General features: G+C 65.3%; 26 protein-coding genes. 8 read left to right on the top strand and 18 right to left on the bottom strand.

What is annotated here, in order from left to right; genetic code table 11:
* Nucleotides 1-7 precede the first annotated feature (7 nt).
* Entirely contained in the window at nucleotides 8-199 is a 192-nt protein-coding gene (locus tag MF607_RS19535) for a hypothetical protein (protein ID WP_242121838.1), read from the bottom strand.
* Nucleotides 200-299: 100 nt separating this feature from the next.
* Here MF607_RS19535 and MF607_RS19530 point away from each other — a divergent pair, with 100 nt between their 5' ends.
* Together MF607_RS19530 and MF607_RS19525 are read left to right on the top strand one after the other, a co-directional pair.
* Complete coding sequence (locus MF607_RS19530) at nucleotides 300-668, top strand: hypothetical protein (RefSeq protein WP_242121837.1); 369 nt, start codon at nucleotides 300-302, stop codon at nucleotides 666-668.
* Nucleotides 669-670: 2 nt separating this feature from the next.
* Nucleotides 671-817 (top strand): hypothetical protein, encoded by a 147-nt coding sequence (locus MF607_RS19525; protein WP_242121836.1) that lies wholly within the window; start codon nucleotides 671-673, stop codon nucleotides 815-817.
* 677 nt (nucleotides 818-1,494) lie between these two features.
* Here the strand turns inward: MF607_RS19525 and MF607_RS19520 are convergent.
* The 3 genes from MF607_RS19520 to MF607_RS19510 are packed head-to-tail and all read right to left on the bottom strand — an operon-like array spanning nucleotide 1,495 to nucleotide 2,873.
* Entirely contained in the window at nucleotides 1,495-1,935 is a 441-nt protein-coding gene (locus MF607_RS19520) for a hypothetical protein (protein WP_242121835.1), read from the bottom strand.
* The gene (locus MF607_RS19515) at nucleotides 1,932-2,555 is read right to left on the bottom strand and encodes an SOS response-associated peptidase (protein ID WP_277926009.1); all 624 of its coding nucleotides are present in this window, start codon (nucleotides 2,553-2,555) and stop codon (nucleotides 1,932-1,934) included. The genes MF607_RS19520 and MF607_RS19515 overlap by 4 nt, the downstream gene beginning before the upstream one ends.
* Before the next feature lie 48 nt (nucleotides 2,556-2,603).
* Entirely contained in the window at nucleotides 2,604-2,873 is a 270-nt protein-coding gene (locus MF607_RS19510; RefSeq protein WP_242121833.1) for an HU family DNA-binding protein, read from the bottom strand.
* A gap of 41 nt (nucleotides 2,874-2,914) precedes the next feature.
* Between MF607_RS19510 and MF607_RS19505 the strand changes: the two genes are divergently transcribed.
* Nucleotides 2,915-3,091, top strand: a complete 177-nt coding sequence (locus tag MF607_RS19505) for a hypothetical protein (protein ID WP_242121832.1) — start codon at nucleotides 2,915-2,917, stop codon at nucleotides 3,089-3,091.
* Here the strand turns inward: MF607_RS19505 and MF607_RS19500 are convergent.
* Nucleotides 3,088-3,534, bottom strand: coding sequence for a hypothetical protein (locus MF607_RS19500; protein WP_242121831.1), 447 nt, complete (start codon nucleotides 3,532-3,534; stop codon nucleotides 3,088-3,090). The two genes, MF607_RS19505 and MF607_RS19500, sit on opposite strands and share 4 nt — an antisense overlap.
* A 234-nt stretch (nucleotides 3,535-3,768) precedes the next feature.
* On the opposite strand from MF607_RS19500, the gene MF607_RS19495 reads away from it, so the two are divergent.
* From MF607_RS19495 to ligD, 4 genes are all read left to right on the top strand, one after another.
* Nucleotides 3,769-4,464 (top strand): ImuA family protein, encoded by a 696-nt coding sequence (locus MF607_RS19495; RefSeq protein WP_242121830.1) that lies wholly within the window; start codon nucleotides 3,769-3,771, stop codon nucleotides 4,462-4,464.
* The gene (locus tag MF607_RS19490) at nucleotides 4,379-6,163 is read left to right on the top strand and encodes a DNA polymerase Y family protein (RefSeq protein WP_242121829.1); all 1,785 of its coding nucleotides are present in this window, start codon (nucleotides 4,379-4,381) and stop codon (nucleotides 6,161-6,163) included. Before MF607_RS19495 ends, MF607_RS19490 begins: the two co-directional genes overlap by 86 nt.
* Nucleotides 6,160-9,423 carry an error-prone DNA polymerase gene (locus tag MF607_RS19485; protein ID WP_242121828.1) on the top strand — a complete coding sequence of 1,088 codons (3,264 nt, stop codon included), beginning with the start codon at nucleotides 6,160-6,162 and terminating at the stop codon, nucleotides 9,421-9,423. The genes MF607_RS19490 and MF607_RS19485 overlap by 4 nt, the downstream gene beginning before the upstream one ends.
* Before the next feature lie 636 nt (nucleotides 9,424-10,059).
* A complete protein-coding gene (gene ligD, locus MF607_RS19480; RefSeq protein WP_242121827.1) occupies nucleotides 10,060-11,103 on the top strand; it encodes a non-homologous end-joining DNA ligase in 1,044 nt (347 codons plus the stop codon).
* A gap of 483 nt (nucleotides 11,104-11,586) precedes the next feature.
* Here ligD and MF607_RS19475 read toward each other — a convergent pair whose 3' ends face one another.
* The 10 genes from MF607_RS19475 to MF607_RS19430 all read right to left on the bottom strand — a co-directional run bounded on the left by MF607_RS19475 (nucleotide 11,587) and on the right by MF607_RS19430 (nucleotide 21,466).
* Nucleotides 11,587-12,420 carry a CsgG/HfaB family protein gene (locus tag MF607_RS19475; protein ID WP_242121826.1) on the bottom strand — a complete coding sequence of 278 codons (834 nt, stop codon included), beginning with the start codon at nucleotides 12,418-12,420 and terminating at the stop codon, nucleotides 11,587-11,589.
* The gene (locus MF607_RS19470) at nucleotides 12,413-12,757 is read right to left on the bottom strand and encodes a hypothetical protein (protein ID WP_242121825.1); all 345 of its coding nucleotides are present in this window, start codon (nucleotides 12,755-12,757) and stop codon (nucleotides 12,413-12,415) included. The genes MF607_RS19475 and MF607_RS19470 overlap by 8 nt, the downstream gene beginning before the upstream one ends.
* Nucleotides 12,758-12,777: 20 nt before the next feature.
* A complete protein-coding gene (locus MF607_RS19465) occupies nucleotides 12,778-12,984 on the bottom strand; it encodes a hypothetical protein (RefSeq protein ID WP_242121824.1) in 207 nt (68 codons plus the stop codon).
* Nucleotides 12,981-13,532, bottom strand: coding sequence for a DUF2726 domain-containing protein (locus tag MF607_RS19460; RefSeq protein WP_242121823.1), 552 nt, complete (start codon nucleotides 13,530-13,532; stop codon nucleotides 12,981-12,983). Before MF607_RS19460 ends, MF607_RS19465 begins: the two co-directional genes overlap by 4 nt.
* Nucleotides 13,529-14,311, bottom strand: a complete 783-nt coding sequence (locus tag MF607_RS19455; RefSeq protein ID WP_242121822.1) for a hypothetical protein — start codon at nucleotides 14,309-14,311, stop codon at nucleotides 13,529-13,531. The genes MF607_RS19460 and MF607_RS19455 overlap by 4 nt, the downstream gene beginning before the upstream one ends.
* A gap of 15 nt (nucleotides 14,312-14,326) precedes the next feature.
* Nucleotides 14,327-15,073, bottom strand: a complete 747-nt coding sequence (locus tag MF607_RS19450) for a type IV secretion system DNA-binding domain-containing protein (RefSeq protein WP_242121821.1) — start codon at nucleotides 15,071-15,073, stop codon at nucleotides 14,327-14,329.
* 309 nt (nucleotides 15,074-15,382) lie between these two features.
* A complete protein-coding gene (locus tag MF607_RS19445; protein WP_242121820.1) occupies nucleotides 15,383-15,628 on the bottom strand; it encodes a hypothetical protein in 246 nt (81 codons plus the stop codon).
* Nucleotides 15,625-18,696 carry a MobF family relaxase gene (gene mobF, locus MF607_RS19440; protein WP_242121819.1) on the bottom strand — a complete coding sequence of 1,024 codons (3,072 nt, stop codon included), beginning with the start codon at nucleotides 18,694-18,696 and terminating at the stop codon, nucleotides 15,625-15,627. Before mobF ends, MF607_RS19445 begins: the two co-directional genes overlap by 4 nt.
* 3 nt (nucleotides 18,697-18,699) lie before the next feature.
* Nucleotides 18,700-21,183: a type IV secretion system DNA-binding domain-containing protein gene (locus MF607_RS19435; protein ID WP_242121818.1), complete on the bottom strand. Its 2,484-nt coding sequence runs from the start codon at nucleotides 21,181-21,183 to the stop codon at nucleotides 18,700-18,702.
* The gene (locus MF607_RS19430) at nucleotides 21,176-21,466 is read right to left on the bottom strand and encodes a hypothetical protein (RefSeq protein ID WP_242121817.1); all 291 of its coding nucleotides are present in this window, start codon (nucleotides 21,464-21,466) and stop codon (nucleotides 21,176-21,178) included. The genes MF607_RS19435 and MF607_RS19430 overlap by 8 nt, the downstream gene beginning before the upstream one ends.
* 545 nt (nucleotides 21,467-22,011) lie before the next feature.
* Here MF607_RS19430 and MF607_RS19425 point away from each other — a divergent pair.
* Nucleotides 22,012-22,230 carry a hypothetical protein gene (locus MF607_RS19425; RefSeq protein ID WP_242121816.1) on the top strand — a complete coding sequence of 73 codons (219 nt, stop codon included), beginning with the start codon at nucleotides 22,012-22,014 and terminating at the stop codon, nucleotides 22,228-22,230.
* A gap of 200 nt (nucleotides 22,231-22,430) precedes the next feature.
* Here MF607_RS19425 and MF607_RS19420 read toward each other — a convergent pair whose 3' ends face one another.
* From MF607_RS19420 to MF607_RS19415, 3 genes are all read right to left on the bottom strand, one after another.
* Nucleotides 22,431-22,985, bottom strand: a complete 555-nt coding sequence (locus MF607_RS19420; protein WP_242121815.1) for a hypothetical protein — start codon at nucleotides 22,983-22,985, stop codon at nucleotides 22,431-22,433.
* A gap of 109 nt (nucleotides 22,986-23,094) precedes the next feature.
* Complete coding sequence (locus tag MF607_RS22825; RefSeq protein WP_277926008.1) at nucleotides 23,095-23,223, bottom strand: hypothetical protein; 129 nt, start codon at nucleotides 23,221-23,223, stop codon at nucleotides 23,095-23,097.
* A 527-nt stretch (nucleotides 23,224-23,750) separates the two neighbouring features.
* Nucleotides 23,751-24,212, bottom strand: a 462-nt coding sequence (locus tag MF607_RS19415; RefSeq protein ID WP_242121814.1) for a DUF2493 domain-containing protein, incomplete at its 5' end; no start/stop codon positions are given.

Here is a 24,212-nt window from a genome sequence, read left to right as displayed (position 1 = left end):
AACTCCCTCAGTGACCGAAAATCATGAAGAGAGCGAAGCCGATGAAGCCGATGCTGGTAACCCAGCCGACCACCGTTGACGGCGCGCCACCAACTGCTGGGTAGACCGTTTCCTCGGAAATCGGGTTCTGCGCCTCGATCACTGCAGGACGGTACATCCCGGTGGTCAGGTAATCGTAACTGCCAAAGCTCTCGTCCACGACGCACCTGCCTTTCCGCTTCCTACGGTAGCAGATTTTTGGCACCGTCGGCAAACGAAGAACTCGCGGCGATCGTTCGCCGTTCCGGGGTGAGGGCTCGATGATGAGGCCAGCAGGCGTCAGCGATGCTCAGGGCGAAGTCGATGCGCGATACGCGGAGTTGATCGGCCGCTACCTAGCATTTTACGACGCCCTGCGGCGTCGTGAGCGCCGGCCGAAGTCCGCAGCCCAGCGTCAGTTTCAGGATGTCGCGTGGGGCAAGGCTGAGCCGGTAACCGAGCACGAGAAAGCCTATGTTTGGCACCTAACTCGGCTGAGGATCTCTCCATTCGGCCCGCCGCCATCGGCTCCGGCGGTCGACCATAGCCATGATCAGTTTGCTCCGGGTGCCCGGCCGGTAAGCGCGGAAGTCGGCTCGAAATGGGATAAGGCCTATCGCGAGAAACGTGGGGGCCGAGAGTTCTATTGATCGTGAACGCTTGGGGCTCGGCCGAGCAGACGTTCGATAAGCTCCTCATCGATCTCATCGCCTTCCTGGAGCGGCTGCTGGCCTGTTGCCACGTCGATGGCGTGTTGGAGGTGAAGCGCAGTCATACCCTCGCCGGCGCGGTCCAGTAGGGCTAAAGCCATTCGCATCAACGAGACAGCCGTGTCGAGTGATCTAGGATCCTGGGCCACATTCTGAGTGGGCACGATCCGCGCTCCCGATCAATCGGGAAAAGGTTCATTCGCGATGCAGTCCGTCGGTGACACGACGAACAGACATCTAAGCTCTGCAAACGGCATTTAAGCTTTGCAAAGCTCGGGCGATTAGAACGCCATGACAACCGCTCGCCGGACCGGTCTGGGGGGCGCTGGGTTCAATGGGGTGACGTGCGCTGACGGCACCGGAGCTGGCCATGCGAGGCTCCGCGAAAGCGGGCCATAGCTCGCGGGGTGAACGCGGTCGCGCGTCGCATACAGTGAAAGCGGTACGACTTTGTCGCCGAAGGTGAGCGCGAGCGACACGACGACTCTCGATGCGCGTGCATCATATGGGGCAATCCAGGTCACGCGTTGGGCTGCAAGCCTTGTGCGGAGACGGCGCAGATTCTGCTCCAAGCCCGGATTGGCAGGGTCGTTCGACCCTGCTGCGATGACCGCGTGGCCGGTAGCTGCGATTACTGGCTGAAGGTCGAGCACTCGCTTGGACGTCGCGCCAACCTGAGCTCGTACCTCGCAGTGAATGCCCTGCATCGCAAGCGCACCCGCCATTCCAACGCCGATGCTATCGCCGACAATGAGGCAGGCCGGGATCACTCTGAAGCACCACCCTGGATCGAGGGATGAAGCGACGCCGCGTCGTCGTTAACCGCCTGCGGGTTCCCGAAACGATAGCACGCTAGGATCGCCCGGTCAGCCTTGCTGAGGGGGGCCTTGCTGTAGGTGCCCTTGGCCCAGCTCTTGGTCGCGGTGTGCTTGGCGCCGTGTTCGACCATGAGGTCGTGGGGAGCGACATACCAATCGCCGGCATCCGGAAAAGCGATCCAGATGCCTCGTCCGATGTATTTTTTGTCGATGGTCCAGCGTCCTTTCAGCTGGACCAGCTTGGTGTCGCCAGTCGCTTCGTTGTGGAGGATCAGGTCGATGCCGTTGTCATAGACCGGAAGGTAGGCGTTGTAGCCCTGGTTCAGCGCAACGGTGACGAGCGCGTTGCGATTGACGACCTCGATCGCGTCGCTGCTCAGCCCGGTCATTCGACGCGCATCAGCTGCGAAGGATATGGCGCTACGAGGTCCTTCAGATCGTCCCAGGGAGCCGAAAGCCAGCGATCGTAGTCCTCATCGTGGAGAACCACTGGCATTGCCTTCGGGTGGATGGGTGCAACGATCGCATTCGGCTCGGTCGTGAGAAAGCCATAGGCGTTCCCCCGCTCCGTCGGCCGCCAAATGCCCGCGAACGCGAAAATTGGCCGGCTTGGCACGTCGAACCAATGCAGCGGCTTTTTGCCGTCCTCGCCGGGCGCGAGGCCATATTCGGAGAAGGCGGTGACCGGGACCAAGCAGCGGCGGGCCGGCGTCGTCAGCATCGATGCCCAGAAGGGCGAGCGCAAATTCCTCACGTTTGTCACGTACTTGGTCAGCTTGACGGAGGGGTCGCGCTTGCTGGGCACCTGGGTCGGCACACCCCACTCCATGCGTTCGAAGCGCCGATCGGGGCCGTCCTGCACGACAACCGATCCGTAGAAGGGGGTCTTCTTCCCGGTTGGGAAGATGTCGCCGACCGGGAAGGTTTCATCAGGCTCGTAGGGCGGGCGGATGCCGAACGTCGCAGCCACCTCGGCCTGCTTCGCCGTCAACCTGTACCGATTGCACATCCGCGCCTCCCTTTAGAGTGCCGGCGAGGTGATCGCCGGCGTCTAAACTCAGAGTTTGTCCTTCAGGCCTTTTGCCGGCGTGAAGGCAACCTTCTTGGAGGCCGCGATCGTCATTGCCGCGCCTGTGGCCGGGTTGCGCCCCTGACGCTCGGGACGATCCTTCACGGCGAACTTGCCGAAGCCCGGAATCGAGATCTCTTCACCCTTCGCGGCCGCGTTGGCGATCTGATCGAACACCGCCGTGATCGTCTTCTTTGCGTCCGCCTCGCTCGAGCCGGTCGCTCCCGCGACACCCTTGGCCAGCTCACCGATGTTCATGCTAGGTCTACTCCGTTGATAAAGGCGGCGAGACCTTAGCCATGGTGGACGACGATACAACGACCGTGCTGGACGAGGCGAACGCCGGCGCGGTTCGCATGATGCTCACAAAGCTGAGCGATCACGACCTGGTCGACGTCTTTGAGACGCTTGGCGGGCGGGGGCCGATCGCTGATCTCGCGGCCGACCAGATGCGCGATCGGAACGTCGACTTCTAACGCCGGCCAATCCGCTCACGCGTGACCCGCGGGTCCTCGAACAAGTCGCGGATGGCGCGCAGTCGGTACAGGTTCCACCAACGCTGCCAGCGATGTTCCTCGGCGTCGTGGATCAGGTGGCAGCGTTGGCAGAGCGCCTTGAGGTTAGCGGGATGACTGTTGCCCGGGTCATGGTCGAGGTGGGCACACGCGAGCACGACATAGGTGATCTGGATCGCCGCCAGGACGAAGCTCTCCTTGACAGCAATGCGTCTGCCACGGTCGGATCGCCAGCACTTTGCATCTGCATCCCACCAGCGACCATCCCCGAGATGGGCGACGCGGGTGAGATGCGGTCGCCCGCACTGCTCGCACTTGCCCCCTGCCCTCTGGAAGCGCACGGCTACCGAGATCTGCGGCCAATCGATCGGGTAAAGCCAGCGGTTTTCGGGTCGGATCGGCATCCTGATTCTATGAGTCAGCGAAGCGAAGAACGGAAGCACCTTTTCCGGATTTGTCCGCGCTTTGTTGCGCCCCCGTTCCGCGCAGAAGCGACGAATGGGCCGGGATCGAGCTTGACCGCCCGCATCCTTTTACGGAACATAAAGGGAACGAGTCGAGTCTAGAGTCCCATGTTTCCCGCCGCTGATTCTCTGCCGCATACCTTGACCCAACTCCGCGCAGTGGCGACTCCGGCAATGGACTTCCGTGTCCTGCCGTTTGGGGTCAGCGGCATCGACAGCCGCCTCGGAGCCGGAGGCCTGCGCGCGGGAGCGCTGCATGAGGCCGCTGGGCTGACGCCATCGCTGGTCGACGATGCGGCCGCAACCCTTTTCCTCGCCGGAATAGCAGCACGGGAGGCCAAGGCGACTGCCGGGCCTGTCCTTTGGGCCAGCTGTCGAACCGATCTGTACGCCCCTGGGCTGGCCCAAGCGGGGCTCTCGGCCGACAGTGTCATCTATGCTCAGCCGCAGGATGATGCCGCGCTGCTCGCCGTGGTCGAGGATGCCGCACGCGACGGCACGCCTTCCGCCATCGTTGCGGAGGCAAGCAAAGTGTCGATGGTGGCGACCCGGCGTTTGCAGCTGGTCGCGGCTGAAGCGGACATGCCGATTCTTTTGCTCCGGCGCCGCAAGTCGCGGGACCAGGATCCCCTTAGCGATCCGTCGGCCGCTTGGACGCGTTGGCGGATAGGTGCCGCTCCCTCGGAGCGGCTTAGCGTTGCCGGCGTAGGGCGGTCGCGTTGGACGGTGGAGCTTGCTCGCCAGCGAGGCGGCGAAACATTCTCCTTGATAGTGGAGGGCAGCGATGAGACGGGTCGTCTCGCTGTTCCTGCCGCACTTGGCCATCGAGCGGCTGAGACGGCTGGAACGGTTCGCCACGCGGCTGCCTGATCGGCCGACGCTCCAGCTACCCGTCGACGACGATCCAGGTGCCTGTTCTGTCCCACGTGGCGGCGGCTGGCGTCCGGGCGCGCGATGGGCGCGTGAGGGGATGCAGACCCGCGCAGACGTCGAGGCGCAGATTGCGACGTTGCCGACGCACGCGCAGCCGCCCATGCGCGAGCTCGGCCGACGCTCGGAAGCTGCCAGCCACCCCTACAAGGCGACGACGCCGGCACCCCGCGTCAGCATACCTGCTGCCAAGCCTGTCGAGCACGCGCCGCTTGCGCTGATCGGCAAGGTCGGTCGGCGCGAGGAGGTGGTTGCCGCGTGTGACGGTGCGCGCGCGCTCGGTGTGCATCCCGGGATGGCCGCGACCCACGCACGCGCGCTCGTCTCCGATCTCGACTTTTGCCCGGCCGAGCCGGAGGCCGATGCCGCGCTGCTCGACAAGCTGGCATTGCTGGCGGTACGCCGCTGGTCGCCGATCGCCGCGGTCAGCCCCAGCGATGGTCTCTGGATCGATCTCGCAGGCTGCGAGCACCTCCATGGCGGCGAAGAGCGCTTCTGCCGGCGTCTGTTGGCCTTCTGCCGTCGCGCGGGCTTCACGGCGCGGGTGGCGGTCGCGGACACGCCGGGCGCCGCGCACGCGCTCGCACGTTACGGCCGCGGTGACCTGATCCGCGCTGAGCCGGGTACGACCGCAAGCGCGCTCGCACCGCTCCCGATCGTGGCGCTGCGGCTCGCGCCCAATGCGCTCGGCGCCGCTCGCCGCTTCGGCTTCGAGACGATTGCGGATCTGCTGCCGGTCGCGCGCGGGCCGCTGGCGCGCCGGCTCGGTCTTCCGGCGATCACCCGGCTCGACCAGGCGCTTGGCGCTGTCGCGGAGCCGATCACACCGCGCGAGGACGCCGAGGTGCCGCTCGTCGAGCGCCGGTTGCTCGAGCCGATCGGCACGGCCGAGGCAATCGAGCAGGTCATGGGCGACCTGCTACGCGATCTCGCCGGCGTGCTGCAGGAGCGCGGGCTCGGCGCGCGCGCGCTGCGGCTTACCGGCCTGCGCGTCGACGGCACCGAGCAGGTCGTCGCTGTCGGCACGTCTCGGCCAACGCGCGAGGTGCCGCACCTGCTCAGGCTGCTGAAGCTCAAGATCGAGCGGATCGATCCGGGCATGGGGCTTGAGCAGTTCTGGCTCGTCGCGCCCCACACCGAGCCGCTTGATGCGGTGGACCTTGGCGCCGTGCTCGCCGGCGAGACGCTGGCGCGCGATCCGGCGCGCCTCGTCGACTTGATCGCCGGCAGGATCGGCCCACGCGCTGTCTTCCGCGTGGCGCCAGTCGAAAGCCATGTGCCGGAGCGAGCCGTCGCCCGCTCCGACCCGAACGAAACGCCTGGACCCTGGCCAAAGTGGCCGCGGCCGATCCGGCTGTTTGCACGGCCGGAGCCGCTCGCGCGCGTCATGGCGCTGATGCCCGACCAGCCACCACGTCGCTTCGAGTGGCGCGGCAAGACCTACAAGATCGTCGCCGGCGACGGCCCGGAGCGCGTCCATGGCGAGTGGTGGCGCCGCGAGGCGGAGGTGTGGGCGGTACGCGACTATTACCGCGTCGAGGACGAAGAGGGGGGACGCTACTGGGTGTTTCGCCGCGGCGACGGCTTCGAGGACGACACCGGTGACCTCAGCTGGTGGATGCACGGGGTCTTTGGATGACCCACTATGTCGAGCTGCAGGTGCTCACCCACTTCTCGCTGCTGCGCGGTGCGTCGTCGCCTGAGGAGCTGTTCGCGGCCGCGGCCCTGCTCGGCTACCCCGCGATCGGCGTCAGTGACATCGGTACGGTCGGGGGTGTCGTGCGCGCATGGGAGGCGCAGAAGACCACCGGCGTGCGCTCGATCGCGGGCACGCGGGTGGATCTGTCGTGCGGCCGGCGCCTCCTGCTCTATCCGACCGATCGGCCAGCCTGGTCGCGGATCACGCGGCTGCTCACCGTCGGCAAGAAGCGGGCGGGAAAGGGCGGCTGCCTGCTCCACTGGCACGACCTCGAGCCATGGTCCGAGGGCGTCATCGCCATCCTGCTGCCGGATGAGGCGGACGAGGAGAATCTGGCGGCATTGAAGGACCTCAAGTCGGTCTACGGGCGCCGTGGCTACATGGCTCTCTACCAGCGGCGCCGACCGGGCGACGCGGTGCGCATCGATGCGCTCGCGCGGCAGGCGGGCGGCGCCGGCGTGAGGGCTGTCGTCACCGGTGACGTGCTCTACCATGCGCCCGAGGCGCGGCTGCTGCAGGACGTCGTCACCGCGGTGCGCGAGAAATGCACCGTCGACGAGCTCGGCTACCGCCGCGAGGTGAACGCCGATCGCGCGCTGAAATCGCCCGACGAGATGGTGCGTCGCTTTCGCGCCTACCCCGACGCGCTGCAGGCAAGCGTCGACATCGCCAAGCTCTGCACCTTCGACCTCGGCGAGCTGGCCTATCAGTACCCGCACGAGCGGCTGATCGAGGGCCTGACAGCCCAGGAGGCGTTGCAGAAGCTGGCGACCGAGGCGGTCGGGCGGATGTTCGACGGCAATGTGCCGGAGGCCTACACCACGCAAATCGCGCATGAGATGCGGCTGATCGGCGAGCTCGGCTACGCGCCCTACTTCCTCACCGTCTACGCGATCGTGCGCGAGGCGCGCCGGCGCGGGATCCTTTGCCAGGGACGCGGGTCGGCCGCGAACAGCTGCGTCTGCTTCGTTCTCGGCGTGACCTCGATCGACCCGATCAAGCACGAGCTGCTCTTCGAGCGCTTCGTCTCAGGCGAGCGCCGCGAGCCGCCCGACATCGACGTCGACTTCGAGCATGAACGCCGTGAGGAGATCATCCAGTGGATCTACGAGACCTACGGTCGGGACCGCGCCGCGCTGACCGCGGTCGTAACCCGCTACCGCGCGCGCGGCGCCGTGCGCGACGTCGGCAAGGCGCTCGGGCTCCCGGAGGACCTGACATCCTCGCTGGCAGGGCTGGTGTGGGGCTGGTCGGCCGAGGGCGTCGGCGAGAAGCAGGTCGAGGAGCTGAACCTAGACATTGCCGATCGGCGGCTGCGCCTGACGCTGGACCTAGCGCGCAAGCTGATCGGCGTGCCGCGCCACATGTCTCAGCACCCCGGCGGCTTCGTGCTGACCCATGACCGGCTTGATGATCTAGTCCCGATCGAGCCCGCCGCAATGGAGGACAGGCAAATCATCGAGTGGGACAAGGATGACATAGACTCATTGAAGTTCATGAAGGTCGACGTTCTGGGATTGGGAATGCTCGGCTGCATGAACCGGGCCTTCAATCTACTTGAGCAAGCCAAGGGTGTTAGTGTCGGCTTGGCGGACTTACAGGATGACGATCCCGAAGTCTATGCCATGATCCAGAAGGCCGACACGCTTGGCACCTTTCAGATCGAGAGCCGCGCGCAGATGAGCATGCTGCCGCGCATGAAGCCGCGGCGCTTTTACGACCTGGTCATCCAGGTCGCGATCGTGCGGCCGGGCCCGATCCAGGGCGACATGGTCCACCCGTATCTGCGCCGGCGCGAGGGATTAGAGCGGCCCGAATATCCGCGACCCGAGCTTCGTGCGGTGCTCGAGAAGACGCTGGGCGTGCCGTTGTTCCAGGAGCAGGCGATGAAGGTCGCGATCGTCGGCGCAGGTTTCACGCCGGCCGAGGCGGACCAGCTGCGCCGCGCCATGGCGACATTCAAGTTCACGGGCGGGGTCAGCCACTTCAGCGAGAAGCTGATCGAGGGCATGGTCGCGCGCGGCTACCCGCGCGAGTTCGCTGAGCGCACCTTCCGCCAGCTCGAGGGCTTCGGCTCCTACGGCTTTCCCGAGAGCCACGCCGCCAGCTTCGCCAAGATCTCCTACGCGAGCAGTTGGATGAAGCATCACCACCCCGATATTTTCTGCGCGGCGCTGATGAACGCGCAGCCGATGGGTTTCTACGCGCCAGCGCAGATCGTTCGCGACGCCCGCGAGCATGGCGTCGAGGTGCGGCCGCCCTGCGTCAACGCCAGCCGCTGGGACTGCACGCTCGAGCCGACGGGCGGACGCTACCTGGCGGTGCGGCTCGGCCTGAGGCAAATCCGCGGGCTGTCGAACGCGGACGGCGCCAAGATCGTCGCCGCGCGCAGCACCACCGCCTACGAGAGCGTCGAGGATGTGTGGCGCCGCTCTGGCGCGCAGCGCGCCGCGATCGAGAAGCTTGCAGACGGCGACGCCTTCCACAGCTTCGGCGCCGATCGCCGGCAGGGTCTCTGGAAGGTGAGGGGGCTCGGCGAGGCGCCGCTGCCGCTGTTCGCCGCGGCCGATCGCGCAGCCGAAACGCTGAGCGCGGAGGGGATCGAGCCCGAGGTGCAGCTGCGCTCGCTTACCGACGGCCGCGAGGTCATTGAGGATTACCGCAACCTGCAGCTGTCGCTCCGCGCGCATCCGCTGTCGTTCGTGCGCGACGAGCTGACACGCCGAGGTGTCACCCGCTGCGCGGATCTCGCCAGCGTCCGCGATGGCCGCCACGTCGAGGTCGCCGGCATCATCCTGGTCCGCCAGAAGCCCGGATCAGCGAAGGGTGTGCTGTTCATAACTATCGAGGATGAGACGGGAATTGCTAACGGCATCCTTTGGCCCGACCGTTTCGAGGCGCAGCGACGCACCGTGATGTCGGCGTCCATGGTCGGTCTGAAGGGGCGGGTGCAGAAGGAAGGCGAGGTCATCCACGTCATCTGCGACCGCATCGTCGACCACGGCGACCTGCTCCACCGCGTCGGTGACATGTCGTTCCCGCATCGGACAGGCCGGGGCGACGCAGGGCAGCATCCGGGTGCGCCCGACCAGAGGGACAAGGCATGGAGTCCTGAGCCGCGTAATTGCTACTGGCCACCCCATGCCGAGGGCCGAGACCCCGAGGACGTCGTGCGGTTCAAGTCGCATGACTTCCACTGACCATGAGCCCCCTGCCCCGGCATCAGCGCGTCGTGATCGCGCTCTCGGTGCATATCCTTCGGTCTGGCGTTGCCCGGGCGTCCGAGGCGAAGCTGGACTGCGTTGAGGTACGCCTAGCTCTGCGGTGCCTGCTCCCCCACTGTCCCGAGCGATGGCCGCTTGAGCTGTTTTGGGATGCTGCCGCCCAGGAGAACGAGATCGGTAGGGCTCAAGGCGTTACGGCAGCGTTCAATGGCATCATTCGTCAGCTTCGGCGAGCCGGTAAGTACGAGGAGGTGACCCCAAGATGAGCCGCGGGGTGACCTAGTGACTGCAAGAAAGCCTCTCTCCTATGACACGCTCAGCGAATGGGCAGCCGACCGCTCCGATATGCGGATCGTCTGCGCCTGCGGGCGCACTATCAACGTGCCGGCAGAAAATATTCTGCTCCGCTTCGGCGCCGATGACACTCTTACTCGTGCAGTGACGCGCCTACGCTGTACGGCATGTCGGCGCAGGGGCCATGCTACCGTTACGCCGGTTCCTATCATCAGGCGCTGAGCGTCTGCTCCCAGGTTCGGAACGACTCCGCGCAGCAAACGATTCTCGTGGGTGAAGCGAAGTCGAGCGCCTTCTATCCGGGAAGAGCTGAACGCCTTGCCCGTCGTCGCGCCGGACGTGCCGGAAGCGATGCACTTCATCTCCTGCCCCGAGTGCGGCCAGGCGATCGATTGCCGCAATCTCGGCGATGTGCTCCACCATGATGAGCCCGGCCATGACCCGTTGCCGCCGGAAGCTCGCAGCGGCCCTCCCCTTGGTTTTGTCGAGCCAATGCTTCCGACGCTGGTCGAGGTCGCGCCGGACGGCGACGATTGGATCCATGAGATCAAGTATGACGGCTACCGAACCCAGCTGGTGATCGATGGGCCGGAGATCCGCGCCTTCACGCGTAACGGCCATGATTGGTCAGAGCGCTACACGCCCCTGGTCGCCGCTGCCGACGCCCTCTCCTGCCGACGGGCGATCATCGATGGCGAGGTGATCGTCCAGGATGAGTCCGGTCGTAGTGACTTCGACGCTCTCCGGTCTGCGATCGGCCGGGCCCCCGAGCGTCTGATTTTCATCGCGTTCGACATTCTGCACCTCGACGGCACGAACCTAAGGCCGCTGGCCGTCGAGCAGCGACGTGATCGCCTCGAGGAGTTGATTGGAGGCTTCGACCCCTCGAGCCCGATCCATTTCAGCGCCGACGTGCGCGGCGGAGGTCGAGCATTCTTCGACGCGGTTGACGGGATGGGATTGGAGGGGATCGTCTCAAAGAAGCGCGGATCTCGCTACCAGAGCGGCCGAAGCAAGAGTTGGCTCAAGATCAAGGCGTGGACGGAGGAGGAGTTCGTCGTGGTCGGCACCGAGGCGACGCCTGGAGAGCCGGTTTCCGCCCTCCTGGCGCGAGATACGGCCGACGGGCTGGAATATGCTGGCGGCGCCGCTGTGACGCTTCCGAGCGATACGCGGGAGGTGTTCTATGCCGCGGCCGAGCAGCTCACCCGCGATCGGCCACTGGCGGGCATGCCGCGTTCAAAAAAGGCGCGCTGGATCGAGCCGCTCATGCGGGTTCGCGTTCGCCATTTGAAAGGGAGCGACAAGGTGCGTCATGCGTCGCTGGTCGACGTGACGGAGCTCTGCGGGGTCCGACGCTGACCCTTGTCGTTAGGTCAGGCGGTGTAAGCAACTATCCCGATCGCCGCCACGAAGCAGCCTGCCAGGCCAAAGAGGATCGTCGCAATTCCTAGCGCCCGTGCGCCTCGCCCCAAGCGAACCCGGCCAAAGGTGCGATTAACCCCCGTTCGAACCGATAGATACCCATCGGCAACGTCGCTCGCACCAAAGAGAGCCAGCGGAAACGCGATCGCGGCAATGATGTGGCGTGGACTGTCGCCGGCTGCGAGAACGACTGCCATTGCAAGAAGCGCAAGAACGGCCGCGGTCGCGTGGACCGCGGCGTAGAGTGGGATGATGCGGAACCGACGTCCGCGTAGGAGGCTGCGGTAGATCGCGAGCGGCCGTTGGCACCGCTCGCAGTGATGCACCCGCTTCCCGGGCGTCCAGGGCAACATGCCGTTGGAGCAGTATGGGCACCGGGTGAGCCCGAAGCGATCCATCATATTCACGGCCGAGCCATCCCTATTTGCCGGGAGCTGCAGAGACGATCGACGCGGCTGGCGCCGTCGCCACACCGCCGGGAACAGGAGACGCCTGCGGCGGTGTCTTCAACCGAGCCTGTAGCCTTGGCTGCGCATCGGCGATCAGCTTGCGGTACGCGTCGAGCATCGCAAGCGAGGTGATCTTGCCGATGTCCGTGGATCCGTAGGTGCCCCCGAGCGCGCCAACGCCGAGGCCCAGAAGCAGACCGCCTCCGACCACGCCGAGGTCCTTCTTCCGGGCCGAGCCGCTGGCGACCGCCTCCTGAATGCCCGTGTCGACGCTTACCAGCGTGAGGAGCACCTGAGATTCGAGCGTCTTGGACTTGAGCCCGACGGCGCCTCCGAAGACGCCTCCTACACCGCCACCAGATTCGCGGGACTTGGCGTCGGAATATACGACCTGGACCTGCAGCAAGTAGTCCGCCTTCGTGACCGGGCGCGCTGTCCCGCCGGCGAGTGCGCGCTCGCGCTCCAAGGCGTCGAAGGCAGCCCCTCTGTCCGCAACAGAAAAGCAGCCTGAGCGTGCCGCCATCAGCTTGACCAGCGGCAGCGGATCGACCTTGGCCGTGCTGCCGCCGTTCTGCATCTCCGCCATGCGCATCAGCGCCTGAAGCTGGGGTGAAAGGTTGTCAGTCGCGCTGGCCGCTTTCTGCTCGACCAGTGCGGCAACCCCCAAGGGAGCGCTGCAATGCGGCAGGTCGGTCGCCTCGTCGACGCCGGTGCCGCCCTGGCCGAGCTTCTGAGCTGCGACAGTGGAAGGGGTGACGGCCGCGAGCGCGGCCGTCACAACGAGAATGGCGGCGCGATTAAGCACCAGCCTTGCCCGCCTTTTTCGCGATGCCGTGCTTCGTCGGATCGCAGATTCCGGCCGCTTTCTCGGCCGCAGTGACGACCGGTTTGGCCTTGTCGCAGTCGGCGCAATCGGCGCAGTCAGGACAATCCTTGCAATCGCCCTTCGCATGCGCAGCCGCATGCGCTTTGTAATGCGCTTTCTTCAGGCTGGCTTGGTTGGCAGCGTCGGGGCCACCCGTCTCGCCAGCGAAGCTTGCCATGGCGAGAAGAACCGGGCTGGCGGGAGCGGCGCTGGCCACTGCGGGCATGCCGATTGCAAGGGCGACAGCCCCCAGCGCGGCGAAACGTCGTAGCATCATGGTCGTGTATCCTTCCCTGCTTAGAAGAAACCGTTGCGACGGCCGTCGCGACGGTCATTGTGGCGGCTGCCACTGTCCCCGAGGGCCGAACGTCGGACCTCGAGCTCCACGCCGTCACCTTTGCGGGTGATACGGACGTCTTGTGGGGCTAGGTTGTTACGCTTAGCCCAGCGATCGGCGTCGGCCTCCGAGCCGAACTCGCCCATCTCATCGAACTGCCAAGTCATGCGGTCACCTCGCGCTGCTTTGCCCCATCCCCACGCGTCTGAGGGGCGCTGGTGTTGTCGGTTCCTGCGTGGTCGGAGAGGGCGGCCAGCACGACGTCGCGGACGCCGGCGGCCGATGGCCTGCGCGTGTCGGGCAGGCGGATGGTCTTGTAACCGGCCGAGCCGGTGATCGCGTCCCGCTTGGCGCGCTCGCCGGCGTCCGAACTGCGATTGCCTTGCTCAACCAGGGCGAGAATCTGACCGGATGCTCTGTCCTCGAGGACAAAGTCGACGATCTTCTGCGAAAATCGGCCGCGGACGGACATGCGCTCGCGCTGGGAAAGCCCCGCGCGCGTCTTGATGATCGCGCCCAGTGCTATCTTCGCGTGAACCCGCGCAGCGGGCAGTGCCTCTTCCAGCATGGCGATGACCTGGCGCTCGGTCGCGGTCATGAGAGGCTTAGGCTCGACCGGGAACTTGGCCGCCCTGCCTGGCTTCATGTTCACAAGCCCAAGCACGATGAACAGGAGAACGGCTCCGATCAGGAGCACGGGCACGAGACCATTCATTGCAAGGGCTCCGGGTTGGTGATCATGGGACGGGTATGGAGGTTACCGTCTGGACGCCGGCGAAGGTCGATCCCGTGCCCGCCGTATTTCGGGAAGGTCAGAAGCTTTATGACCGTCTCGAACTGCGTGTTCGGTCCGAAAAACTCTTTCGGCCCGTGCCACTTTCGACCTTCTACGATGCGCATTCGATACGTGCCGCGAGGAGCAGGCACCTCGACCCGATCATTACCGGCAACGTAAACAGAGAGGACGTGGTCGTCTGTGTCCGGGTCGAAGAGCTGCACCACAGCATTGGCGTCGCTCGTCTGTACCGTTAGGTGGCTCGTCACCCGCTTCATCGAGAGATTCTTGGCAACTTCGACGCTGCCCGACTCCGGGAAGGGAATGCTTGACCGGAAATCGGGCAACCAGCCGCCCCTCTTGGCATCGCCGAACATCGGAATGGCGTATGTCAGAAGGCACAGGACCGGGATCGCCAACCGCAAGGAGCGTACCCACTGCCGAGATTTTACGGGGCGGCGACGATACCGCCCGCGCTGGTAATCGTGCCCGCGGTTCTTCGCCTCAAACCAACCGCCTCCTGATCCTCCTGCGAAGCGATCCTTGCCGATCCAGCTGGCGCTGCCCAGCGGCACCTCAGGCTTTGGGACCGCTTTCTTGTATCCTGGCGGATCATGCTCGACCCGTACCTTTTTGTCGTTCCAGCGTACTCCGCCATTCCCGGCGCCCTGGCGCTGTCGGTATCGGTCGCGCATGTAGTCGCGATCATCCAAGCCCATTGCCGCCCCCCAGCTTTATGCAACGCGGGCTTGGTCAACGTGATGTCGGCCCAGGGCCCTCACCACGTCGACCCGCGCCAGCATGGCATGGTCGCATACTGCCGCGATGGCGGCGTGAGCCTCACGGGAAGCCTGATCGAGGGGCTCGCCCGCACGCACGAAGAGGATCGACGACGGCGGCCCCTGGAACCAGCGGCCTACCGACACGAGTGGCATGCGCGGATCACGAGGGCGAACCCGGTCAATTCCGTTGAGAACCGTCGCGCGCACGGTTTCTGCCCAACGTCGCGCTTGCTCCTCGTGGGGATCGTAGCCGGCCTGAACGGCAATCTGTTCGGCCGTGAGGCCCCTTACCGCTTCCCGGAGCTGAGCAAGTGAAGCGCCGGGCTGATCGGCCAGCGCCTGGATTTGCCAGAGAAGCACGAAGCGGGCGGCATAGAACCACGCAGCATGCCGCTGGTCCGTGGTCGGCACGAAGCTCTCTACGGCGCTCGATAGAGCGTACTCGCTCGGATGGTCTGCGAAGAAGTCCCAGTTACCACGCGCAGGATCGATCAGCTGGTCGCGTTCGGTATCGGCGTGAGCCGCGATCAGTCCATTGTCGGTGTCGATGATGACCAGGCGGTTGCCACCACCTTGGCGGACACCGTCGATCAGGTCACCCAGAAGGACGCTGTCGAAGTCTGCTTCCCCGACGATGGTCAGAGTCGGCCGCGCGGGCTCCGGCGCACGCCGGAACCGGAAAGGATACTCAATTCTCATGTGAACGCTCCGCTGCTGACGGGACGAATGTGCCACCCTCGGTCTGGAGACTGGCGCTGACGATGCCGCAGGCGACTGCCCACCCGAGCGTGAGAAGGCCCGTCGAAGCTGCCAGGAGCCCCAGGAGACGGCGCGGCGACCTTCGGGGCACCGGACGCCCCGCAAGGCCCTGGCGCCGTTCCAGCGGGCCGCTATCAGCGCGCCACGGGGGGGCCGTATCCATCTCGATTGCGTCTGTTGGAGGACGGTCAAGACGCGTGGTGCGCTGTCGGCCATCGGTCGCTCGCATGTAAGGGCGATCGCCGAGGCTCATGCTGGGATCGCCCGTGTCGGCGCCGCTTGCTTACGGGCGAGCGCCCGCTCGATCGGCCGGACAACCGAGAACAGGACCGCGTACACCGCGCAGAATGACAGCACGTCTGCGCCCCACGCCATCGCGTGCTGGTGGCGCATGTCGGTTCGGCATTGCGCGATGGTGTGCGTCCCGAGGTCGCAGGGATGCCAGTGCTTGGCGGTGATGACCTGCTCCCAGGTCGGCGTGGCGTGCATGGTCATAGCTCCAGTCCGATGTCCTTTTCGGGGAAGGGAAGTTCGGGCCCCTTGGGCTCGACGTTCACGCGGATGCTGGTGAGGTCGAGCGACGGGTTGTTGCGGAGGTCCGGCTTTGCGGGGCCGTTCTCGCCAGCTTTGTCGGGGGCGGTGCCGCCCAGCTTCTCCGGTCCTCGATCGAGGTCGGGCGGGAGCACCGGGTTGAAGGGCACGTCTGTGCCGCCTTTCGGGGGAGGCCCGCTCGTGCTTTGACGCCCTGGATCGACCTGCAGCTCGCCGGTGGTTTCCAGCGAGGAGGTCTTGTTGCCCTCGTTCCGCTCGATCGCGTCGGTCAGCTTTTCCTTGTTGTCCGTGAACAGGATCATGTCGTCCCGCGCGCGGGTGACGAGCACGTTGAAGAGCCGCTGGTTGGAAAGATTACTTTCCTTGTGGCTCATCACGCCGACTTCGTTCGGGATCGAGATGCCCTGCGCGGCGTGAGCATTCAGCGCGTAGGCGAGACTGATCCGCTCCATCATCGGGTCGCCGGTCTTCAATTCGTGGATCTTGCCGTCGAGGCCTTCGACCTTGATCCCGTCCTTGTCGGCCGAGAGGACCTTGGCGATCTCGTTGTTGTTGAGCCCCCGCTCCTTGTCGTTTTTGGTCCAGCGGATCTTGTCACCCTCATAGAGCTTGATCTCCTCGCGCTTGGCGAGCTGGATCGGGTCGGTCTGGTCGAGCGGGGAGAGCCGCTGCGGGTCGAAGGTGTGAACCTTGCTGCCGATCTGGACCTGGACGCGGCCCTTGGCGTCGACCCCCAGCACGTCGAACGTGCCGGCTGGGAGGCGGAGCTCGCGAACGGCACGGTGCAGGTCGAGGACCTGGCCCTTCTCGTAGAACTGAGCGTAGCGCAGTTGCTCGCGTGCGATGTTGACCTTGTCGAGGACGCCGACGGCGACACCCTCGCCCTTCAGCGTTCCCTCGGCCGCAAGGCCCTCCTGAATGCGGATATTGATCTCGGCACGGGCGACCCGGCCGGATGAGAACATCGCCGTGATCTCCCGCTGCTCGGGAGAGAGCTTCAGCCAGTATTCGGACGCCGCTTTTGCGACCTCGGGGTTCGCGATCACCTTGTCGCCAAGCACCGCCATCGCCTCCCGAACCGCGCCGCGGTTGGAGAGAGCGGCGACGGTTCGCAGCTGCTCGGTGCGTTGGCGCAAATTCTCGTCCATGCGGGCCATCGTCACGCCGCCCTCTTGGATGACCGAGAAAGCCTTGCCCGCGTCGACTGCTGCAATCTGCTGTCTGTCGCCGATCTCGGCGAGTTGCCCGCCAAGGCTGTTCACGATCCCGGTCAGGTGCTTCATCTGATCGTTGCCGATCATCGACGCCTCGTCGAGGAACAGCAGGGCACCGGCGAGTGGTCCACGGGCAGGGTCGCTTCCTGCTCCCTGCGCCGCCAGTCCTGCGCGCGCGTAGGTGTTGATGAAGGACGATACCGTGCGACTTTCGATGCCGGTCTCCTGCCCCAGCCGGTCGGCCGTTACCTTCATCACCGCGAGGCCGATGACCTTGCGTCCCTCCTGCTCGGCCACCCGGGCGACGGCTGACAACATGGTCGACTTGCCGGCGCCCGACACGCCCTGGACAGCGACGATGCTGTCACCGGTTGTCAGGATCATGGTGGCGGCCGCCATCTGGCCCGCGTTGAGCTTCATGTCGCCCGATGCCGCATTGATCCGGTCGAGCACCGTGTCGGCCGAGACGATCGGCGTAAGGGTATTCTTGCCTCGCTCTACGTCGGCGAGGATGCCGCGCTCGGTAGCAAGGGCCTGGGGCGTGGTGACGTGGGTGACGACGCCGTCGATTCGATCGTTCTTGCCCGGGATCAGCTTCTCGTCGCGAATGAGCTGCGAGACTCGCGTGTCGATCTGGGAGGCAGTGACGCCCTTCAAGCCGAGGTTGAGCGCTGTCTGGGTAACGTCTGGGATCGAAAACGCTGCTTCGCGCTGAGCGTGGATCCGGATCGCGGACGCGACGGCATGCTGCGCACGCATCTCGACGGCCGAGATCCGAAGCCGCTCGAGCCCGCTGCTGATCAGCGGATCCTTGGGGGCGAACATGTCACCAAGCGCACTCGCGATGCCGGCGATAGTCTCGCGTGCGCGCTCGAGCGTCTGAGGTCGTGTCTCCTCCCTCGCGCCGCCCGCGCGAGCCTCGGCAGCGGCGACCAGTGCCTTGCCGTCGAAGCCGATCGCTTTTGCGCGCTCGCGCCACTCCGCCCGGAGGGCGCCGCGATCCTCGACATTCAGCTTCGCATCGCGCGAGTTCTTGGTGACGCTACGAAGCCCTTCCGGGGAGGTGATCTCCAGCTTCTCGGCACGCGAGAGGATCTCTTGCCGGCGCTGACTGAAGGTGTCGATCGCCTCCCGCGACACGCCATTGATCTCGAATTGACCATGCTTGCCGGTGACGGATGTCTCGTAGCCGATCTTCGCCAGCTCGGCCCGGAACTGGGCATGGTAGGCGGCGCCGATCGTGGTGTTGTTCTTCCAGAGCTGACCGTTGTGAAGCGCCTGCCATGCTCCGTTCGCCATCTTGGTCATGTTGGCGACGAGGACGTGGATGTGCCCTTGCGGATCGAGCGCACGGCTCGTGTCGTGCTGGAACATCGCGTAGACCAGGTTGCCGGTCCGCACGGGCTCGCCGGACTTGGTCCGCTCGTAGGTGCGGCCTTCGGCGAACTTCTGCTCGACCCAGGCCATGGTGTTCTTGACCGCGGTCATGTGCGCCGCGAGCACCCGCTCGTCCCCGGCGACATAGGCGAGGATGCTGGCCGATTTCGGCATGGAGAAGGTCAGGTCGACACCCGACTGCCGGTTCTGAACCTGACCGACCTTCTCGCCGCTCGGCATCTCACCGTTGAGGATTTTCTCGAAAGCCTCCTTGGTCACCTCGCCTTTCAGTCCGATCTCGGCGGCGCCGACTCCTTCCCAGGCGGTCGCCTCCGACGAATGCTCGGCGGTGTAATAATCGTCCTTGGCGAAGTAATTCGCCGCGCCGGACGCGGATTTGATCGAGGCGACGGACAGCACGGATCAGTCCCCCATGCCGTAGCCATCATCGATGCCGTGGTCGTGATCGTGACCATGTCCGTGATGATGCTCAGCGCGTGGATCCACCGCGATACCGTCGCGCAGCTCGCGGATGACCTGGTCTTCCTGACGATCCTGGTTGTGGCTGTCCCCCGCTCGGGCGACGCTCTTGCTGGCGCTCTCAGAGCGGGACTGGTCGCCCATGTCCGGACCGCTGCGGGCCCCCAGCGTCGACGTCCCCATGCCGCCCATAGTCGCGTCCACTCTGCCCATTCCGACAGGTGCCGTTGCCGTCGCATTGTTCGATTGTGAGGGCGTCGCGCCGGGCTTTCCGTCCGCGACCACAGGCTGATCGGCAGACGCGCCGGGGGCGGTCGACGTCTGGAGGACTACCGGCTGACCCTGGTTGATCTCGATAGCCGAAGCGGCCTGCTCCGCCTCGCTCTTCCCTCGCTGTGGCTCAGGCTTCTCAAGCACCGGCTCCGCGCCATTAACCGGTCGGTTGGGCACATGCTCGGTGCCTCCCTCGCCACCCTCTTCCGCGCGTTTGGCTCTGCGACGCCGGTCCTCCGGCGAAACATATTCCGTGGCCTTGAACTCCGGTCGAGGCTCAAAACCAACCGCCACTTCCGGGTAGCTCTTCCACTTGAGCTCGACCCGGGTCGCCGGGAAACCGTCGGGGAACTTCACGAAGCCGTGAAGCGACGGAAGGTTGTTGATGTCATCGGGGATGACCAGGGGTTCGATCGCCTTGCGAGGTGTCAGCGTCGAGGCATCCCGGGTGTTGTTGTAGCCGTAGCTATAGGCCTCATCCATTTGCCGAACCTCGCGGCTACCGATGAACTCCGAGCATTTCTCGGCGGTGGTCCGGTCGGCCGTGGCGAGGATCAGCTTGGTACGGGCAAGGCCGGTAAGCGCCGTCGCGTTCTGAAGGCCGTAGGTCGACACCAGCTTGTCAAATGAGTGGATGCCGAGGACGAAGGCACCGCCATAGTTTCGCGCGCTCTGCAGGCCATGCTCGATCGCCGGCAAGGCGTGCAGTGCATGAACCTCGTCGAACAGATACCAGGTCCGCAGGTCGCGGGTCTTTGGCAGGCGCATGAGGTTGTTGACCCCGAGGTCCATCCAGAGCGTGAACAGGCCGCGCGTCAGCTCCAGGTCGTTGTAGCTGCCGGTGATGAACATGATCGACCCATCACGGTGGTTGGCCGAAATCCAGTCGCGGATTGAGAACGCGGGCGGACCGCCCGGAACCGGGTCCGGCATGAAGCGCAGGGCCTGCCCGTTGACGTTCAGAACCGACCGGATCGACTCTGCCATTCGGGCCGCTTTCTCGGTCGTCAGCGGCCCAGCGACGGTGTCCTCCAGCTTGGAATGGATCGACTTCAAATCCGCCTGCATCAGGTGGTGAGCGATGGCCGCGTTGTTGGTCTCGCCGATCTCCTGAAGCTTGATGCACATCTCGATGAAGAGCATGCGCGCGGCGTTCTGCCAGAAGGGTTCCTTATCGTCCGGGTGGGATGGGATCAGCGCGGCTGCGGCTGACACGAAGTCGGCATAGTTCCGGCACTCATCGAACAGCGTCCAAGGGGCACAGCGCTTGTCCATCGGGTTCAGAACGACGTCCGTCTCCGGGTTGTAGAAGGCCTCCATGAAGGCGCCCGTGAGGTCGAAGATAACGGCCCGATGGCGACGCTTGCGAAGCTGGGTAACGAGCGATCGCAGCTGGGTTGTCTTACCCGTACCGGTGGTGCCGATCATCATGGTGTGGCTCTGCTCAAGCCGCCACGGATAGGGGATGCCGGCGATCGAGTAGGGCGTATGGATCCCCAACTCGACGCGGTCCGGAAGGCTCAGTTGGGATACGGATGCCGCGTTTCTCGGCGGGTTGCCGGAACGGCATTCCTGGCTGAACTGGTCCTGGTTATGAGCCTTGATCTCGCGGAGCAGGATGGGTCGTTCGACGAGCATGGCGCCGCGCTCGTGGCGCTCCTTGAGGATGTCGCTACCGCGCTTGTTCGCGAAGGTGATGAACCACATGATGATCGGGGCGGCGACGATCGTGGAGATCACCAGCGTCGCCCAGATGATCCGCCATGTCTTGGTCCACGCAGCGTCGACGGCCGGGTGATAGGGAACGTAGCCCATCGGGATATGGACCATCTTCCCGCTCGGGAGAGTAAGGTTGATGAGGTGGTACTTATCGGCTCCGACCCACGTCCAAACAGTCGAGTAGACCCGCATGAGATCGAGTTGAAACTCGTGCTCCTCGAGGCCAAGCCAGATGAAGATATTGAAGATGACGACGGCTGCGCCAACCCAGATCCAGAGCGGGATTTTGATGCCCGCCCAGGTCATCTGATACTGGTGGGAAAGGAGCTGCGATCCGCGTGTGAAGTTGTCGGCGTTGCGGGTGATCCGACCCCTCGCGGAGTGGTGCTGGATCGTGGCGGCCTGGCCGCTGAAGCGGATGTCGCCCTTACGCATGGTAGGTCGCCAGACGCTGCTTCGCAGCTTCGAGCAGCTCGCCCACGACGTCGCCGTGATCGCGGGTGATAATCACGTCGATGGCTGCCTGCATGTACTCCAAGAGGAGCACCGCGCGGGTGACATTGAAGGTGTGTCCGGCGTCGGCAAACCGGATGCCCATGGCTATCGCGGAGCGAGCCGCCTGAGCCCGGGTATAGCCTTGTCGGTCAGCGAGCTTCCCTAGCAGGTCCCAGTCGGCGCCGCTGAGGCGCACGGTGAGAATCCGTTGCTGATCTATCATGTCCAGTCCTCGACGATGGCGAGGGCTGGTGGGGATTTCGCACGGCCATAATCCGCGTTTTCTAGGCGGGACGCAAGCGCAATTCGGTATCCGGGCGGATACATGAAAAATGATGCGAAAACAGCGGCTTGGCGACTTTGGGCCGCACGTATTCACCCGGATACACGTATTCGCCCGGATACACCGTAAGTTATCAGGCACTTACACCTGCGGTCGCCGCATACGGTGTGCAAATCCTAGGGACTGTCTCTGTCGTTCTGGCTCCTGTTCGTAGGGTTAGCATTGAGCGAGGTCGGGTCACCGGCAGAGCACCGCGCCGCAGGCCGTCAATGAACCTCTGGCGAAAGGATGGCGGAGCGATCCCGCCCCAAACGGACCCGGCTGCAAGCCCGGGTCCGTTCCCTCAATCGATGGTCGGGCGAAGCTCGGACCAGGTCCAGTCTTGACCGGTCGATCTGGTCCCGCGCTGTAGCCTATTGTCGGGTCATCCCCGGGCTGGCATCGTGGTCGATGGAGGCGTTATCAACGCAAGGATCGACCGAGCCATGGCACTGAGTATCGAGCAGGAACGTCAGCAGCTGGAAGCCGAGGAACAGAGGCTTGCCGACCGTCGAAAGAAGCTCATCGAACGGGAGCGCTCCGAGCGTCTCAAGCTGGTCGAACAGTCGGGCTTGCTGAAGGCCGATGGTGCCCGGTTCGAGGCCGTCATGAAGGCCCTCAAGACACTCGGAATCGAAGAAGCCGAGAAGCGTCTGACCGCCTGATCGAAGGCACTACCCAGACTGCGCGACGCGGGCCTGAAGGCCTTCCAGCAAAAAAAGGGGAGCGGCCCGAAAGGCCCTCCCCTTCTCGCATCCGAGAATGTGCGGGTGAGCTGCTCGACTGGTGACCCAGCAAGCAGAGAAAAGGGGAGCACCGGCGTAAGCCGATGCTCCCCATGATCCGTCATCTTGGGGTGGAGGCATTATCCCCAAATGACGTGTACCTCGTCCTCGGTGCGGTCGAGGGTTGCGAGTCTTTCGAGCTGGTCGGCGTAGTGGCCGAGCCCGCCCCTCGTGATACGCTCCCGGACGGTTGGATCAGCCACCATCGAGCGGAGATCGGTAATCGGGATTTTGCCGCACGTGTCGCGGTCCACGCCCAACGCATCGAGCAGGGCGTGAGCGTTCGCGTTGGAGAGGTCCATCGAGGTTGACCCGTCGAGGGACCGAGCAACGCCCATCATCACGTCGCCCTTGGCATCGACGCGCCAGAATCGGATGTTGAGCCCGCGAAACTGAGCTTCTTCGATAACCGCGATCACGCCGGGATCGTGGTCGAACAATGCGCAGATGCTGGCGAGGGACCAAGGACAGACGCGGGCCTCGAAGTTGTAGGCGAGGAACTCGTCACCCTCGTCGCCGAAGTGTTCGCCGCGCTCGCGCGCGAACGCCCGGAAGGCGGCGAGATGGCGTACGCTGACCGCGACTGCTGGAGCCAATGCTGGGGCGGAAACCGAGGCGGTGAAGCTGATGGACATGCTGGGCACTCCCTGTCTGACACGCTCGCTCAATCCTCCTGTCCTCTCGCGGTGGTACGCAGCGCGTAGTCGTTCCGGCCGGCCCGTCAGGGCCGGGGTCGACCTGAAGTCATAGTGCGTCGATCGGCACGTGCGAGGCGTAGCGAGTGGGCGACCCGAAGGGGTCGCCACGACGCGAGCGAGCCGTGCCGATGCCCGGCAGTCCGGCCGCATGGGCGAGGCGTAGCAAGCCGGTCATCCCGCAGGGGATGACCGCGATGCGAGCGAGGCCATGCGGGCCGCTATCGAGCGCGTCGCTGCACGTGCGAGGCGTAGCGAGTGGGCGTCCCGAAGGGGTCGTCACGACGCGAGCGAGCCGTGCCGATGCCCGGCAGTCCGGTCGCGTGGGCGAGGCGTAGCAAGCTGGTCATCCCGCAGGGGATGACCGCGATGCGAGCGAGCTCGTGCGGGCCGCTATCGACCGCGTCGCCGGCACGAGCGAGGCGTAGCGAGTAGGCGACCCGCATGGGTCGCCACGATGCGAGCGAGCCGTGCCTGGCGGCAGCGGGATGAGCGTTGCGGGCGCGCACCGGCGAGGCGTAGCAAGCTGGTCGGCCGCAGGGCCGACCGCGATGCGAGCGAGGCGGTGCGCGCCCGTCATGCGGGGAAGAGCGGAAGCTCAGTCCCACGCGGCGCGATGGGGCTCGATGCCCCGGAGCGCCGCCCCGGCACGACGAAAAAGGCAAGGAGGCTCCGGTTGCCCGGAGCCCCCCTGCGGGAGAGGTGTCAGGCCCGACGCGCGGTCGCGACCGGACGCTGCTCGGCGACCCGGAACACGTGGAGCGGGACGCCGGCGTTGCGCAGCTTGCGGGCGAAGTCGAGCTGGACGCCCGAGCCCTCGCAGACGATCGCCTCGACCGGGTTGAGGGCGGTGATCCGCTCGTTGCGCACGAACCCGGCGCGGTTGCCGAGGCGGCGGTCCAGACGGAACAGCACCAGCTTCACGTCGCGCGATGCGGCCCATGCAGCGGCGATGGCGTCGCAGCCCTTCATCTGGGCGGTGGTCACCAGCACCATGTTCGGGATGCGGCGCTGGATCTGGTCGAGCCGCTCGTACAGGCTCTCGTGGTCGTGCCAGTTGGCGCCACCCGAGAAGGCGACGATCGGGCCGGTCGGGTTGTGCTGCTCGCGCTTCTTGGCGGCGCGGGCTGCGAGGTAGTCGGCGCCCTCGATCATCGAGGCGGTGAG

The organism is Sphingomonas lacusdianchii (assembly GCF_022664395.1).
GTDB lineage: Bacteria > Pseudomonadota > Alphaproteobacteria > Sphingomonadales > Sphingomonadaceae > Sphingomonas > Sphingomonas lacusdianchii.
The sequence above is the reverse complement of the archived record's forward strand: the minus strand, read 5'-3'. Positions and strand labels throughout refer to the sequence as shown.